At 71.9% G+C, this 14,758-nt stretch carries 12 protein-coding genes; 6 read left to right on the forward strand and 6 right to left on the reverse strand.

Annotated features, from left to right (window positions below; translation table 11 throughout):
• Window positions 1-33 precede the first annotated feature (33 nt).
• The 3 genes from IEY20_RS12730 to IEY20_RS12740 are packed head-to-tail and all read left to right on the forward strand — an operon-like array spanning window position 34 to window position 2,499.
• Entirely contained in the window at window positions 34-1,089 is a 1,056-nt protein-coding gene (locus IEY20_RS12730) for a glycoside hydrolase family 6 protein (RefSeq protein ID WP_175328441.1), read from the forward strand.
• Between the two features lie 50 nt (window positions 1,090-1,139).
• Window positions 1,140-2,189, forward strand: coding sequence for a M4 family metallopeptidase (locus tag IEY20_RS12735; RefSeq protein ID WP_175328442.1), 1,050 nt, complete (start codon window positions 1,140-1,142; stop codon window positions 2,187-2,189).
• A 40-nt stretch (window positions 2,190-2,229) separates the two neighbouring features.
• Window positions 2,230-2,499 (forward strand): protealysin inhibitor emfourin, encoded by a 270-nt coding sequence (locus IEY20_RS12740; protein WP_175328443.1) that lies wholly within the window; start codon window positions 2,230-2,232, stop codon window positions 2,497-2,499.
• A 318-nt stretch (window positions 2,500-2,817) separates the two neighbouring features.
• On the opposite strand, the gene IEY20_RS12745 is transcribed toward IEY20_RS12740, so the two are convergent.
• From IEY20_RS12745 to IEY20_RS12755, 3 genes are all read right to left on the reverse strand, one after another.
• Complete coding sequence (locus IEY20_RS12745) at window positions 2,818-5,061, reverse strand: HelD family protein (protein ID WP_175328444.1); 2,244 nt, start codon at window positions 5,059-5,061, stop codon at window positions 2,818-2,820.
• Window positions 5,062-5,232: 171 nt separating this feature from the next.
• The gene (locus IEY20_RS12750; RefSeq protein ID WP_022902134.1) at window positions 5,233-6,069 is read right to left on the reverse strand and encodes an aldo/keto reductase; all 837 of its coding nucleotides are present in this window, start codon (window positions 6,067-6,069) and stop codon (window positions 5,233-5,235) included.
• Window positions 6,069-6,440 carry an FKBP-type peptidyl-prolyl cis-trans isomerase gene (locus tag IEY20_RS12755; protein ID WP_175328445.1) on the reverse strand — a complete coding sequence of 124 codons (372 nt, stop codon included), beginning with the start codon at window positions 6,438-6,440 and terminating at the stop codon, window positions 6,069-6,071. Before IEY20_RS12755 ends, IEY20_RS12750 begins: the two co-directional genes overlap by 1 nt.
• 113 nt (window positions 6,441-6,553) lie before the next feature.
• On the opposite strand from IEY20_RS12755, the gene IEY20_RS12760 reads away from it, so the two are divergent.
• Together IEY20_RS12760 and IEY20_RS12765 are read left to right on the forward strand one after the other, a co-directional pair.
• Entirely contained in the window at window positions 6,554-8,419 is a 1,866-nt protein-coding gene (locus IEY20_RS12760; RefSeq protein WP_307839738.1) for an MFS transporter, read from the forward strand.
• Window positions 8,308-9,387, forward strand: coding sequence for a YihY/virulence factor BrkB family protein (locus IEY20_RS12765; protein ID WP_022902131.1), 1,080 nt, complete (start codon window positions 8,308-8,310; stop codon window positions 9,385-9,387). Before IEY20_RS12760 ends, IEY20_RS12765 begins: the two co-directional genes overlap by 112 nt.
• 308 nt (window positions 9,388-9,695) lie before the next feature.
• On the opposite strand, the gene IEY20_RS12770 is transcribed toward IEY20_RS12765, so the two are convergent.
• From IEY20_RS12770 to IEY20_RS12780, 3 genes are all read right to left on the reverse strand, one after another.
• Window positions 9,696-11,168 carry an aspartate ammonia-lyase gene (locus IEY20_RS12770; protein ID WP_175328446.1) on the reverse strand — a complete coding sequence of 491 codons (1,473 nt, stop codon included), beginning with the start codon at window positions 11,166-11,168 and terminating at the stop codon, window positions 9,696-9,698.
• 211 nt (window positions 11,169-11,379) lie between these two features.
• Window positions 11,380-11,676, reverse strand: coding sequence for a hypothetical protein (locus IEY20_RS12775; RefSeq protein ID WP_022902129.1), 297 nt, complete (start codon window positions 11,674-11,676; stop codon window positions 11,380-11,382).
• Window positions 11,676-12,932, reverse strand: a complete 1,257-nt coding sequence (locus IEY20_RS12780) for an inorganic phosphate transporter (protein WP_175328447.1) — start codon at window positions 12,930-12,932, stop codon at window positions 11,676-11,678. The genes IEY20_RS12775 and IEY20_RS12780 overlap by 1 nt, the downstream gene beginning before the upstream one ends.
• A 116-nt stretch (window positions 12,933-13,048) precedes the next feature.
• Here IEY20_RS12780 and IEY20_RS12785 point away from each other — a divergent pair, with 116 nt between their 5' ends.
• The gene (locus IEY20_RS12785; RefSeq protein ID WP_175328448.1) at window positions 13,049-14,737 is read left to right on the forward strand and encodes a cation:proton antiporter; all 1,689 of its coding nucleotides are present in this window, start codon (window positions 13,049-13,051) and stop codon (window positions 14,735-14,737) included.
• The last annotated feature ends 21 nt before the right edge of the window (window positions 14,738-14,758 follow it).

A 14,758-nucleotide genomic window follows, 5' to 3' on the forward strand; every position in this document is an offset into this window, starting at 1 on the left:
CCGCAGGAGGCGTATGCCTGCGAGCATGGGGTCATGACGGACCAGGGGAACCGCCCGCAGCCGAGCCGACGGTCGTCGGCACGCCGCCAGTGGACGTGGATCGGCGCCGCGGTCGTCGCGGTCGTCGCGGTCGTGGTCGCCCTCGTGGTCGTCCTCCCCCGCGGCGGGCAGACCCCGGACGGGCGGCAGGTGGTGCAGCGCCGGACGGCCGCCCAGGCGTTCCCGGGCGGCCTCGCCGTGCAACCGGCCGCGGAGAACCAACCCGGACGCCGCGAGGCCGAGGCCCGCGCCGCCGGCGACGACCGGACCGCCAGCGAGATCGCCGTCATCGCCGACCAGCCGATCGCCACCTGGCTGACGGACGACTCGGTGGCGGCGACCCGGGCGACCATCCGCGACGTGGTCCGGAGCGCCCGCGAGCAGGGCCGGACCCCCGTCTTCGTGCTGTACAACGTGCCGGACCGCGACTGCGGGCACTACTCGAAGGGCGGCAGCACCACGAGCGGCTACGTGCCCTGGGTGCGTGCCGCCGCTCGTGCCATGGCCGGCTCGCACGCGGTCGTCCTCGTCGAACCCGACTCGATCGCGCAGATCGCCGTGTGCAAGCGACTGCAGGACAGCCGGCTGCCCCTGCTCCGGAAGGCCGTCGGAGCGCTGAGCGGGCACGGCCTCACCGTGTACCTCGACGGCGGCAACGAGAAGCGTGTCCCCGTCGCCCAGCAGGCGTCGTGGCTGCGCCAGGCGGGGGTCGACCGGACGCAGGGCTTCTTCACCAACGTCTCGAACTTCTACCGCGTCGACACCGAGCGGGCCTACGCCGACGAGCTCGCCGACCGGATCGGCGACGACCCGCACTTCGTCATCGACGTCTCGCGGAACGGCCAGGGGTGGCGCGGAACCTGGTGCAACCCCTCCGGCGCGGGGCTCGGTCAGGAACCGCACGTGACCCTGGGCAGCAGCCGACTCGACGCCCTGCTCTGGGTGAAGACGCCCGGCCTGAGCGACGGCACGTGCAACGGCGGACCGGCGGCGGGCCAGTGGTGGCAGTCGTACGCCCTCGGCCTCGTGGCGAACCGCAAACAGGACTGACCGGCGCTCGTCCCCGGCGCGGTGTCGGTGCCGGGTGCCAGCATCGGGACATGACCCCGACCGTGTGCCTCCGCTCCGTCGTCCCGCCGTACCTCCTCCGCGCCGTCGCCGACGCGGCAGGGTTCCCCCGCGCGTCCTCCGCCGCGCGGACCGCACTGGCCTCGCTCGACGTCGTCCAGCAGCCGAAGCACGAGCACGCGGTGCGTCCGCAGACCGTCAGCGGCACGGTCGACCGGTCGCCGCAGCGCACGATCTCCGACGCGCACGGCACCACCACGCTGCCCGGTGACCCGGTCCGGCACGAGGGCGACCCCGACAGCGGTGACCCCGCCGTGGACGAGGCCTACACAGGGCTCGGCGACACGCACGCGTTCTGGCTCGAGGTCTTCGACCGGGTCTCGATCGACGGCGCCGGGCTCCCCCTCGACGCGACGGTGCACTACGGGCAGGACTACGACAACGCCTACTGGGACGGCAGCCGGATGGTCTTCGGTGACGGCGACGGCGAGGTCTTCGAGCGCTTCACGATCGCGGTCGACGTCATCGGCCACGAGCTCGCGCACGGGGTCACCCAGTACACCGCCGACCTGACCTACCAGGGGCAGTCCGGGGCGCTCAACGAGTCGATCAGCGACGTCTTCGGGTCGCTCGTGCTGCAGTACGCGCGCCGGCAGAGCGCCGAGCAGGCCTCGTGGCTCATCGGCGAAGGGCTCTTCACACCGCGCGTGCAGGGCGTCGCGCTCCGCTCGATGCGTGCGCCGGGCACCGCCTACGACGACCCGGTGCTCGGTAAGGACCCGCAGCCGTCGACCATGGCCGGCTACGTCGAGACGACCGACGACAACGGCGGGGTGCACACGAACTCCGGCATCCCGAACCACGCGTTCTACCTCGCGGCGACCGCGATCGGTGGCAATGCCTGGGACGGCGCCGGAGCCGTGTGGTGGAACGCCCTCACGTCGGAGTCCGTCACCGCGTCCATCGACTTCGCGGGCTTCGCCGGGGTCACGGTCGATGCGGCGGCCACCCGGTTCGGCACCGACTCGCGGGAGCACACCGCCGTGCAGCAGGCCTGGCGGACGGTGGGCGTCCTCGGCTGACGCTCCCCCGCGCCCACGCCGCTCGGCGTACGGTCGGGTCATGCACATCGAGGTCCGCCGGTCCGGAGGCTTCGCCGGCACCACCCGGGGCTGGCAGGTCGACACCGACACCTGCGACGACCCCGCCGCCTGGACCGACCTGGTCGGGACGCTCCCCGGCGACGTCCCGGCGCCGTCGCCCGTCGTCCGCGACGACTTCACGTGGACGATCACGCTCGAGCAGCGCACCGTGTCGATCCCGGGCAGCCGGCTCGACGGTCCGTGGGCGGCCCTCGTGACACGCGTCCGCGACGAGGGCCACACCGTCTGAGGCGCCGCCGCGTCGGCCGGACCGGAGGCGCGACGAGGGCCCGCCACGCGCCTCCCGTCGGGCGCCGGTCGCGTCAGGCGCGCGCCGGACTGGAGGCGCGGCGCGGGCCCGCCACGCGCCTCCCGTCGAGCGCTCGCCGCGTCGGCCGCGCGCGGCGCGGGTCCGCCACGCGCCTCCCGTCGGGCACCCGTCACGTCGACCGCGCGCGGCACGAGTCCGACGAAGCGCGCGTCGATCGACACGTGCGGTGTCGAACAGGGCGCGCAGCCCGACGTGCGGCCGGACGTGCCTCGCAGCCGGACGTGACCGCGCTGCGCTTCAGTCCACGTCGACGACGGTCAGGCGCCGCGTCGGCCGCGTCATCGCGACGTACACCGCCGCCGCAGCCCGCGCCGCGTCCGAACCCACCCGCTCGGGGTCCACGAGGAGCACCCCGTCGAACTCGAGGCCCTTCGCGTCCGCTCCGGTCAGCACCGTGACCGACCCGGGCCGCGGCGAGCCGAGCGTCCGGACGTCCGCCTCGGTCCGGGCCAGCCGGTGCCGCACCGCGTCGAGGTCCGCCTCCGGCACGATGACGCCGATGGTCCCGCTGCCGATGCCCGCACGCTCGGTGTCCACGAGTCCCGCCACGGTGTCGAGCAGCGCGCTCCGGGGCACGTGCACGCGCTGCACGGGGTCGCCGTCGCGCACCGCTTCGTTCCGCGTGACCACGAGCCCCGCGGACTCCGCGTACTCCCCGGCAGCGCGCACGATCGACCGCGGCGTGCGGTAGTTCACCGTGAGCTCCTCGATCCGGTGCTCGATCGGCACCTGGGGAGCCCGACCACGGCGGCGACGGGCGAGCGCACCCACCACGTCGTCCCACGTGCGAGCGGCCCCGGGCGAGGACCCCTGGGCCATGTCACCCACGATCGTGAACGACCGCAGCGGGTTCCGTCGGGCGAGCACCCGCCACTGCATCGGCGAGAGCTCCTGCGCCTCGTCGACGACGATGTGCCCGTAGGTCCACTCGCGGTCCTCGGCGGCGCGCTCGGCCGTGGTGCGCGGGTCGCCGCCCTCGGCGAAGGCCCCGGCGACCTGCTCGGCGGTCACGATGCCCTCGACGCCCATGTTCTCGATGGCCTGACGCGCGTTCTCGATGTCTCGGTTCCGGCTGGCCTTCGCGGCACGCTTGGCCGCACCGCCGGTGGGGTCGAACGGGCCGAGGAGCTCCGCGGCCTCGTCGAGGAGCGGGACGTCCTCGACGGTCATCTCGCTCCCGCGCGCCCGGGAGAGCAGCGCCCGGCGCTCCGGTGTCCAGTTCGGGGTCAGCGAGGCGAGCCAGTTCGGACGCGCGTAGAGGTCCTCGACGAACTTCTCCGCGGGCAGCGGCAGCCATGCGGTGTTCAGCAGGACGCGGGCGTCGTACGAGGAACGGATGTCCTCGCGCAGGACCTTCTCGTCGGCTTCGTCCACCGTCGTGCCCCGCTCGCGCAGCTGGTCGGCGAGCAGCCGCGTCATCGCGTCGAGGGCGATCTTGTTGAACGTGACCCGTGCGACGTTGTGCGGCTTGCCGCGGTCCTGCGCGCGCTTCATCGCGTCGGCGACGAGCTGCGGCGGGACCACCAGCCGCTCCCCCTCGACGTCGAGCGTCACCGGCTCGGTCGGCACGACCTGGCGGGAGCGCACGGCCCGGCGCAGGAGCGAGGCCATCTCGGCCGACCCCTTCACGGCGGCGACGTCGCGGCGGTCGTGCGTCGAGGCGTGCACGCCCGGGTACAGCGAGCCGAGCGACGCCATCACGACGCCGGTCTCGCCGAGCGACGGCAGCACCTGTTCGATGTACGTCAGGAACGCCGACGACGGTCCGACCATGAGCACGCCCGACCCGCGGAGGCGCTCGCGGTACGAGTACAGCAGGTACGCCGCGCGGTGCAGCGCCACGGCGGTCTTGCCCGTGCCGGGGCCGCCCTGCACGATGAGCACGCCCTCGAGCGGGGACCGGATGATGCGGTCCTGCTCGGCCTGGATCGTGGCGACGATGTCCGTCATCCGACCGGTGCGCTCGGCCGTGACGGCCGCCAACAGTGCCCCCTCGCCCTGGAGGTGCGTGCGCTCGTCGTCGTAGAGGGCGGCGTCGAAGACCTCGTCCTCGACCCCGACGACGGTGCGACCGTCGAGCGTGAGGTGTCGCCGGGAGCGCATGCCCATCGGATGGGCTGCGGTCGCCTGGTAGAACGCGCTCGCTCCGGGGACGCGCCAGTCGAGCAGCAGCGGCCGGTGGTCGTCGTCCCGCAGCCCGACCCGGCCGATGTACCGGAACGCGTCCTCGTCGCTGTCCGGCTCCGAGACCTCGAGGCGGCCGAAGACGAGCCGGTCGCCGACGCGTTCGAGCGTCGCGATCGTGTCCTCGTAGAGCCGGGCGTACGCGTCGCGCTCGCTGCGGCTCTGGTGGTTCCCGCCGACCGCCTGACGGCGAGTCTCGGCGAGACGCTGCTCGGCCTCGGCGGTCAGTTCGTCGAGGCGGGCGAAGAGCCCGTCGACGTAGTCACGCTCGCGGTCGATCTCGGTCGGTTCGGACACACGCCACCCTTCGGGAAACAGGGGTGTCCAGTGTAGTCCCGCGGGACCGACACCGGAGACCTCGCGACGCGACCAGCGACGGACGGGAGGCACGGTGCCAGCTGGCACCGTGCCTCCCGTCCGCCAGACGCGCAGCGTCCACAACGCCTCGTGCAGTCAGACGCGCAGCGTCTACATCTCCTCGTGCGTGTCCGGGTCGCCGTCCCAGAGGCGGCCGCGCTCGAGCGCGGAGATCGCCCGCACCTCGTCGTCGGTCAGCTCGAAGCCGAACACGTCGAGGTTCTGCCGCTGGCGCTCCGGGTCGCCCGACTTCGGCACCGGCACGGCGCCGAGCTGGACGTGCCAGCGCAGCACGACCTGGCCGGGCGTGACACCGTGGGCCTCGGCCGCGGCGACGACCGCCGGCTCGCTCATGAGCTCCGACTGCTTCGCGAGGGGGCTCCAGCTCTCGGTCACGATGCCGAGCTCCTGGTGCACCTTCCGCAGCTGGGCCTGGGGGAAGTACGGGTGCAGCTCGACCTGGTTCACGGCCGGAGCGACACCGGTGGCGTCGACGATGCGCTTCAGGTGGTCCGGCGTGAAGTTCGAGACGCCGATCGAGCGGACCTTGCCCGCGTCGCGGAGGTCCACGAAGGCCTTCCACGTGTCGACGAACTTGTCGACGGACGGGTTCGGCCAGTGGATGAGGTACATGTCCACGTGGTCGAGGCCGAGGTTCGCGAGCGACTCGTCGATCGATCGGTGCGCCTCGTCGTACCCGTGGTGGCGCCCCGGCAGCTTCGTGGTGACGACGAGGTCCTCGCGGTCGACCCCGGACTCCCGGACCGCACGGCCGACGGCGTCCTCGTTGCCGTAGTTGAGGGCGGTGTCGAGCAGCCGGTAGCCGCTCGCGATCGCCGCCTGCACCTGCGCGGTGCCCTCGTCGCCGTTCAGGCCGTAGGTGCCGAGCCCGAGCTCGGGGAACCGGTGGCCGTCGTTCAGCTCGATCGTCGGGGCGCCGACCTGCATCAGCGGACCCCGAGGAGGTCGATCACGAAGATGAGGGTCTTGCCGGAGAGGAAGTGTCCGCCGCCGGCCGGGCCGTAGGCGAGCTCCGGCGGGACGACGAGCTTGCGGCGACCGCCGACCTTCATGCCGGGGATGCCCTCCTGCCAGCCGCGCACGAGCGCCGCGAGCGGGAAGTCGATCGGCTCGCCACGGTTCCACGAGCTGTCGAACTCCTCGCCGGACTCGTACTCGACGCCGGCGTAGTGGACCTTGACGGTCGAGCCGGCGGCCGCCTCGTCGCCGGAGCCCTCGACGATGTCGGTGATCACGAGCTCGGTGGGGGCCGGGCCCTCGGGGGCGTCGAACTCGGGCTTGCTGTTGAGGTCAGTCATGCCCGCAAGTCAACCAGGTCGCATCCCCGGTCATCCGCTGGACGTCGGTCGTCACGCTGCCCGCGAACGCCGACCACCCCGTCGTCGCCGACAGGCACCAGAATGGTTCCACCGTGACACGATCCGACACCGCACCGCGCCGCCGCCTGCTCGCCGACCTCACCCCGCTCCGCCGCTCCCCCGCGTTCGCGCGGCTGTGGGCGGGCACGGCGATCGCCGGCATCGGCACGCAGATGACCACCGTGGCCGTCGGCCTCGAAGTCTACGAGATCACGCACTCGACCTTCGCGGTGGCCCTGGTCGGCGTCATCGCCCTCGTCCCGATGATCGCCGCCGGGCTGTACGGGGGCATGCTCGCGGACGCGTTCGACCGCCGGCTCGTCGCGCTCGTGTCCTCGATCGTCGCGTGGGGCTCGGTCGCCCTGATCGCCACCCATGCCTGGCTCGGACTGCACAGCGTCGTCCTGCTCTACGTCCTCGCGACCGTGAACGCCGTCGCGGCCACGGTCAGCAACGCCTCCCGCTCGGCGATCGTGCCGCGGCTGGTCGGCACGGACCTGCTCCCCGCGGCGAGCGCCCTCGGCGGGATCGCGTCCGGGTTCCAGGTCACCGTCGGTCCGGCGATCGCGGGTGTGCTCATCGCGACCGTCGGCTTCGCCCCGACGTACACGATCGACGTGGTGCTCTTCACGTTCGCGTTCCTCGGGGTGTTCACGCTGCCGCGGATGGCGGCGGACGACGACGCGCTCCGGCCGGGGCTCGGTTCGCTCGTCGAGGGCGCCCGGTTCCTGAAGCGCTCGCGCAACATCACGATGACGTTCGTGCTCGACATCGTGGCGATGACCTTCGGGCAGCCGCGGGTGCTCTTCCCCGCGATCGGCGCGCTCGTGATCGGCGGCGGGTCCATCACGGTCGGCACGCTCACCGCGGCGTACGCGATCGGCGCGCTGCTCTCGAGCGTGTTCTCCGGTCCCCTCGGGCACGTCCGCCGCCAGGGCGAGGCCGTGGGCTGGGCGATCACGGCGTACGGCGCGGCGATCGCCGGGTTCGGCGTCGTCATCGCGGTCGCGCACGCACTCGGTGGCCGCGCCGGTGAGCGCTTCGACGTCGGGATCCTGCCGGCGCTCGCGCTCGCGGCGCTGTTCCTCGCGATCTCGGGCGGGGCGGACAACGTGAGCTCGGTGTTCCGGAACACGATCCTCCAGGCGGCGGCGCCGGACGGGATGCGCGGACGGTTGCAGGGCATCTTCATCGTCGTCGTGACGGGCGGCCCGCGGGTCGGCGACCTGTACGCGGGGCTCGTCGTGGCGGCGGGCATCGCGTACCCGCCCATCATCGGTGGCGTGCTCATCATCGGGCTGGTCGCGCTGCTGCTCCGTCTCGTGCCGTCGTTCCGGCGGTACGACGCGCTGCACCCGCACGCGAACTATGCGCACCCCGAGGCTCGGCCGGCGCGCCCCGAGTCTCGGCCGCCGCACCCCGAGTTCCGGCCGGCGCGCCCCGAGTCTTGCGCTACGCGACACTGCTCGCGGCCGAGGGCACGAGAACTGTCGCCCACCCCGAGGCTCGGCCGGCGCACCCGAGTCTCGGCCGGCGCGCCCCGAGGCTCGGCCGGCGCACCCCGAGGCTCGGCCGCCGCCCGCCGAGTCTCGCGCTACGCGACACTGCTCGCGGCCGAGGGCACGAGAACTGTCGCCCACCCCGAGACTCGGCCGGCGCGCGCTGAGTCTCGGCCGGCGCACACCGAGTCTCCGCCGGCGCGCGCCGAGTCTCGGCAGCGGGTCGCCAGCGCGACCAGACGCCGGCCTGGAGGCGCGTGGCGGGCCCGCACCGCGCCTCCCGTCCGGATGCAGGTAGTTTCGTACGCATGCAGGACCGCGACGCGCGCGCCATCCAGCGGACCGGGGTCCGCGCCGTCGTCCGGCGTACCTACCACTCGGTCATCCGGCACCGGGTCATCGACGCCGCGGCCTCGCTGACTTTCTTCGCGACCCTCACGGTGTTCCCGACAGCGCTCGCGGTGGTGTCCGCACTCGCGATCGTGGACCGATCGGGCGACGGGCTCGAGGACATAATCCAGGTGCTCGGGTTCATCGTGCGGCCCGAGACGGCCACGCACCTCGAGGAACCCCTGCGGCAGCTGCTCTCGCTCGACAACCCCTGGCTCGGCTTCGCGACCGGAGTGGTGCTGACGCTGTGGTCGTTGTCCGGGTACGCGACGGCGTTCGGCCGCGCGATGAACACCGCCTACGAGGTCGAGGAGGGCCGCCGGATCTGGAAGTTCCGCAGCATGATGCTCCTCGTCACGCTGCTCGTCATGGTCGGCGGTGCCGTCGCGATCCTCATCCTGCTCGGCACGCCGACCATCGCCGCGGCTATCGTCGACCAGATGGGCTGGCCGATCTGGGTCGACGACCTGTGGAACGTGCTGAAGTGGCCCGTCCTCGCGGCGGACCTCGTGGTGATGGTGGCCGTGCTCTACCACGCGACGCCGAACGTGAGGACGCCGCAACTCCGGTGGGTGTCCGCCGGTGCCGCGTTCGCGATCGTGACCTGGGCGATCGCGACCCTCGGGTTCGCGGTCTACGTCGAGACGATCGGCGCGGGGAACCGGGCGTACGGCTGGCTCGGTGGGGCGATCCTGCTGCTCGTGTACCTGTACATCTCGAACTTCGTGCTCGTCGTCGGCGGTGAACTCGACTCCGAGGTCATCCGGATGCGCCAGCTCTTCGCCGGGATCGAGGCCGACGAGGCCATCCGGCTCCCGCTCCGGGACGTCACGCGCAACTTCACCCTGGCCCGGTGGCGGGACGCCGACATCGCCGCCGCGCACCACGTCCGGGTCGAGGCCGCGAAGCTCCCCCGCGACGACGAGGAGTCCGCTCAGGAGGCGCACCTCCGTGACCTCGCCGGGAAGGTGCAGGTCAGCGAACCCCCGATGCCGTAGGCGGGGCCGATGCCTCGCACGGTGCGAGGCAGCGGATGCACGGTGCGAGGCGCCGGACGCACGGTGCGAGGTTCCACACATGGTGCGGGCTCCTGGCGCTCGCACGGTGCGTGGAACCTCGCACCGTGCGGCGACCTCGCACCGTGCGAGGCGGCACCGCACCGTGCGAGGAAGTACGCACCGTGCGACGCCTCAGCCCTCGCACGGTGCGTGGAACCTCGCACCGTGCGGCGACCACGCACCGTGCGACGCGGCTCCGCACCGTGCGACGCGACCTCGCACCGTGCGACACGCACCATCCGACGCGCTCAGCGCTCGCGCGCGGCCTGGTCCAGCATCTCCTCGGTGATGACCGGGATCGCCCCCGTCGCGAGCTCGATGCCGGACAGTCGTGCCGGCGAGAGGACGCGCTGCACCTGGTCCTCCTCCATGAGTCCGGCAGCCGTGACGAGCGTCGCGATCGGTGTCGAGGTGGTCAGCGCCGTGTGCGCGATCGACGCCGCCGCCGCGTACCCGATGTACGGCGTCAGCGCGGTCACGACGCCGACGTTCGTGTCGACCTGGGCAGCGAGCTTCGCCTCGTTCGCCTCGATCCCGGTCACGCAGTGCACGCGGAGCGTCTCGCAGCCGTTCGCCATCCACTGCAACGACTGCATGATCGAGTGCGCGATGATCGGCTCGAACGCGTTGAGCTGCAGCTGACCGCCCTCGGCCGCCATGGTCACGGTGGTGTCCGCACCGACGACCGCGAACGCGATCTGGTTCACGACCTCCGGGATCACCGGGTTCACCTTGCCGGGCATGATCGAGGAACCCGCCTGCCGCGCCGGGAGCGTGATCTCGCCGAGTCCCGCCTGCGGCCCCGAGGCGAGGAGGCGGAGGTCGTTGCAGATCTTCGAGAGCTTCGCCGCGCTGCGCTTCACCGTGCCGGACAGCGTCATGAACGCACCGGCGTCGCTCGTCGCCTCGATGAGGTCCGGGGCGGTCACCACGTCGAGCCCGGTCGCGATCTCCAACTGCCGGCGGACCTCGTCGCGGTACAGCGGATCGGCGGTGATGCCGGTGCCGATCGCCGTCGCGCCGAGGTTCGTCTCCGCGAGCAGCGGCATCACCTTCGAGAGCAGGAGGACGTCCTCCTGGATGGTGTGCGAGAACCCGGTGAACTCCTGCCCGAGCGTCATCGGCACGGCGTCCTGCAGCTGGGTCCGCCCGATCTTCAGGACGTCCGCGAAGGCCCGACCGCGCTCGGCGAAGGCGTCGGAGAGGGCCTCGAGCTGCGTGTTGAGCCGCCGCACCCCGAGGATCATCGCGAGCTTGATGCTCGTCGGGTACGTGTCGTTCGTCGACTGGCTGCGGTTCACGTGGTCGATCGGGTGCAGGTACGCGTAGTCGCCCTTCTCCCGGCCGAGCAGTTCGAGGGCACGGTTCGCGAGCACCTCGTTCGTGTTCATGTTCGTGCTCGTGCCGGCACCGCCCTGCACGACGTCGACCACGAACTGGTCGCGGAGCCGGCCGTCCCGGACCTCCTGCGCGGCGGCGTCGATGGCGTCGGCGCGCTCGCCATCGAGCACCCCGATCGCCTTGTTCGCGCGGGCCGCGGCCTGCTTGACGGTCGCGAGGGCCTCGATCAGGTCCGGGTACACCGCGATCGGGACGGACGTGATGGGGAAGTTCTCGAGCGCCCGGAGGGTGTTGATGCCCCAGTAGGCGTCGGCCGGGACCTCCCGGCTGCCCAGGGAGTCGGTCTCGGTGCGGGTGGGTCGTGGTGCGTCGTTGCTCACCCGGCCCAGGCTAGTCCGAACCGTCCGGCCGGTCCTGGTGCGGTGGCGGGCGCGTGTCGGCGTGCGTCCGCCGCGACCGGGCAGACGGCCGGGAGGCTCGTGGCGGCGCCGCCACGAGCCTCCCGGCCGCCCTCCGGTCGCGTCAGCCCTCTGGTCGCGTCCGCCCTCTGGTCGCGTCAGCGACCAGTCGTGCGCCAGGGCGCAGCACCCGTCAGTGGAACTGCGGGACGATGAGGTAGATGCCGTAGAGGACGGCCGCGGCGCAGACGGCGAAGCAGACGACCGCGAGCGAGCGGTACAGCCGCACCCCCGGCGGGGTCTGCCCGGGGAGCGGGAACCCGGCGGTCGCCGGCCCGACGGTCCCGTCGTCCTTGATCGTGTACTTCCCGGCGCGGGTGTCGGCGGCGCTCCAGAACCGGAGGCCGACCGAGTACACCGTCACGACGAAGCACGCCGCGACGACCGAGACCACCGCGACACTGACGAACGCCAGCCAGTCGATGCCCATCAGCGTCGTCCTCCCTTGCGTGCGGCCATGCGGCGCAGCGTGCGCTCGCGGCTCAGCTCGGCACGGCGGGCCGCGACGACCTCGGCGCGCTTCTTGCGCTGCATGTCGCGGCGCTCCTTGCGGGTCAGCACGGCGTTCGCGGCCACGTCGACCTCGATCGCGGCGGCCTGGTCGTGCGGCTTCCGCAGCGACCACAGGTACAGCCCGAGGATCACCGCGGCTCCGACCACCGCGTCGATGACGAGCCCGCCGACGCCGATGCGCGCGATGCCCGACGCCACGGCGCCGACCAGAGCCGCCGCCGGGAGCGTGATGAACCAGGCGATGACGATCTTGCCCGCGGTGGACCACTGGATCTTCGACCCGCGACGACCGAGGCCGGCGCCGATGATCGAACCCGACGACACCTGCGTGGTCGACAGCGCGAAGCCGAGGTGGCTCGACGCGAGGATCGTCGCGGCGGTCGAGGCCTCGGCTGCGAAGCCCTGGGTCGCCCGGATCTCGGTGATGCCCGACCCGAGCGTGCGGATGATGCGCCAGCCGCCGGTGTACGTGCCGAGGGCGATCGCGAGGGCACAGGCCACGACGACCCAGAACTGCACGCCCTGGTCCGCCGACTGGGCACCCGAGGCGATCAGCGTCAGCGTGATGACGCCCATCGTCTTCTGCGCGTCGTTCGTGCCGTGCGCGAGCGACACCATCGAACTGGTGAAGACCTGGCCGAAGCGGAACCCACCGCGCTCGTTCGGGAACACCGGGCGCCGGGTGATGCGGTACGCGATGCGCGTCGAGAGGAACGAGACGAGCGCCGCGATCACGGGCGAGAGGAACGCCGGGATGATGACGACGGTGAGGAGCGCCGCGTAGTTGACCGACTGGAAGCCGGCGCCGACGATCGCGGCGCCGATGAGGCCACCGAACAGCGCGTGCGACGAGGACGACGGCAGGCCGCGGAGCCACGTGATCATGTTCCACACGACCGCGCCGATGAGGCCCGCGAAGATCATCTCCGGGGTGATCGCCACGCCACCAGGGCCCTCGTTGATGAGCCCGTGCGAGATCGAGGTCGCCACCGCCGTGCTGAGGAACGCACCGACGAGGTTGAGCACCGCTGCGACGGTGACCGCGACCTTGGGCTTCATGGCGCCGGTCGCGATCGGGGTCGCCATCGCGTTGGCGGTGTCGTGAAAACCGTTTGTGAAGTCGAAGAAGAGGGCCAACGCGATGACCAGGACGACTATGAGTGTGATGTCCACCGCGGGAAAGTGTCCCAGGCGACCGGCCCGAGCACAAACCCTGGTGTTCACCGGACGTTCACCATGCCTGTCGATCTGTTCAGGAACGGAACCATTCCGATGAGAGAATGTTCCTCATGGACACCGTCGAGCTCCTCGCCATGCTGATCGGATCGCTCGCGGTGACCGGGTTCGCACGGGCGAAGGGACTGCCGGCACCCCTGCTCGTCACCGCGGTCGCCCTCGCGGCGTCGTTCCTCCCCGGGCTGCCCCACATCGAGATCGACTCCGAAGTGATCCTCACGGTGGTCCTGCCGCCACTGCTCTACTCCGCGGCGCTCGACGTGTCGTGGCAGAGCTTCCGGACCTCCATCAAGCAGATCCGCCGACTCGGCATCTTCCTCGTCATCGTCACCGCGCTCGTGGTCGGCGCGGTCGCATACCTCCTCATCCCGGACATGACACTGCCGGCCGCGATCCTGCTCGGTGCGATCGTCGCCCCACCGGACGCCGTGTCCGCCGCGGCGATCGGCCGGAAGCTCGGACTCCCCCGACGCGTGATGACGGTCCTGTCCGGTGAGAGCCTCATCAACGACGCGGCCTCGCTGACCCTGGTGCGGGTGTTCACGCTGATCATCGCCGGGACGTCCCTGACCGTCTGGCAGGACCTCGGCATCTTCGGCCTCGCGATCGGTGTCGGTCTGGTGGTCGGCGGCGTGCTCGGCGTGCTCGTGCACTGGATCCGGATGCGCATCAACGACCCCGTGGTCGAGACGATCATGAGCATCCTGCTGCCGTTCGTCGCGTACATCGGCGCCGAACACCTCTCCGGCTCCGGCGTCATCGCGGTCGTCACGGCCGGCCTCTACATCGGGTACAACTCGCCGAAGGAGGGCTACGCGACCCGCCTGCAGGAGCGCCCGCTGTGGACGAGCATCGACGTCATCCTCGAGGGCTTCGTCTTCGCGCTCATCGGGCTGCAGCTGAACGACGTCGTGCAGAAGCTCGTCGAGAGCGAGCGGAGCCTCGGCCAGACGCTGACCGCCGCCCTGGTGGTGCTGGCCGTCGTGATCCTCGTCCGGCCGCTGTTCGTGTTCGAGTCGTACGTCCGCAACCGGATCAACGGACGGTGGCTCCGCCCGCTGCGCATCCGGCTGTCCCGGGGCCACCCGTCGTTGCGGTGGATGCGCGGTACGGCCGAACCGAAGCTCAACTGGCGCGAGCTCACCGTGATCTCCTGGACCGGCATGCGCGGGGTGGTCACCCTCGCGGCGGCGGTCTCGGTCGTGGCGAGCCCGACGGAGATCCCGGCGCAGGACACCATCTTCGTGATCGCGTTCATCGTGACCGTCGGCACCCTGCTGCTCCAGGGCCTGACGCTGCCGTTCGTCATCCGGGCGCTCGACGTGCAGGACCCCGAGGAGGGCATCGAGGACGTCCGGAGCGAGATGCGGCTCAACGAGCGCACCACCCGCGCGGCGATCGACCTCATCGAGCAGCGGCGGCCCGAGTGGGGCGAGCGGTTCGGCGCCGAGGCCACCGACGTCTTCGTGGCGCGGCTCAAGGCACGGCTCGAGCGTGCGGCGGAGACCTTCCGACAGGACGCGCTCGAGGAGGAGACCGAGGACCAGCACCTGCCGAGCCGGCTCCGGGGGGCGCAGATGCAGGACATCCGGCGCGACCTGCTCGACCGGCGCCGCGAGATCGTCCTCGACGAGCGGGAGAAGGGGAACCTCGACGAGGAGGTCAAGCGCCGCGTGCTCGTCACGCTCGACGCCGAAGAGCTCGCGATGGACTCGGCACAGGCGTCCCGCAGCCGCAGCTGACCCGTCCCGGTCGCTCCGAGC

The sequence above is a fragment of the Curtobacterium luteum genome (assembly GCF_014646995.1).
GTDB lineage: Bacteria > Actinomycetota > Actinomycetes > Actinomycetales > Microbacteriaceae > Curtobacterium > Curtobacterium luteum.

Bases quoted from the DNA above. Each gene is read 5' to 3' on its own strand.
- IEY20_RS12730 (WP_175328441.1), top strand. From the start codon at position 34: ATGACGGACCAGGGGAACCGCCCGCAGCCGAGCCGACGGTCGTCGGCA.
- IEY20_RS12735 (WP_175328442.1), top strand. From the start codon at position 1,140: ATGACCCCGACCGTGTGCCTCCGCTCCGTCGTCCCGCCGTACCTCCTC.
- IEY20_RS12740 (WP_175328443.1), top strand. From the start codon at position 2,230: ATGCACATCGAGGTCCGCCGGTCCGGAGGCTTCGCCGGCACCACCCGG.
- IEY20_RS12750 (WP_022902134.1), bottom strand. From the start codon at position 6,069: ATGCAGGTCGGCGCCCCGACGATCGAGCTGAACGACGGCCACCGGTTC.
- IEY20_RS12755 (WP_175328445.1), bottom strand. From the start codon at position 6,440: ATGACTGACCTCAACAGCAAGCCCGAGTTCGACGCCCCCGAGGGCCCG.
- IEY20_RS12765 (WP_022902131.1), top strand. From the start codon at position 8,308: ATGCAGGACCGCGACGCGCGCGCCATCCAGCGGACCGGGGTCCGCGCC.
- IEY20_RS12775 (WP_022902129.1), bottom strand. From the start codon at position 11,676: ATGGGCATCGACTGGCTGGCGTTCGTCAGTGTCGCGGTGGTCTCGGTC.
- IEY20_RS12785 (WP_175328448.1), top strand. From the start codon at position 13,049: ATGGACACCGTCGAGCTCCTCGCCATGCTGATCGGATCGCTCGCGGTG.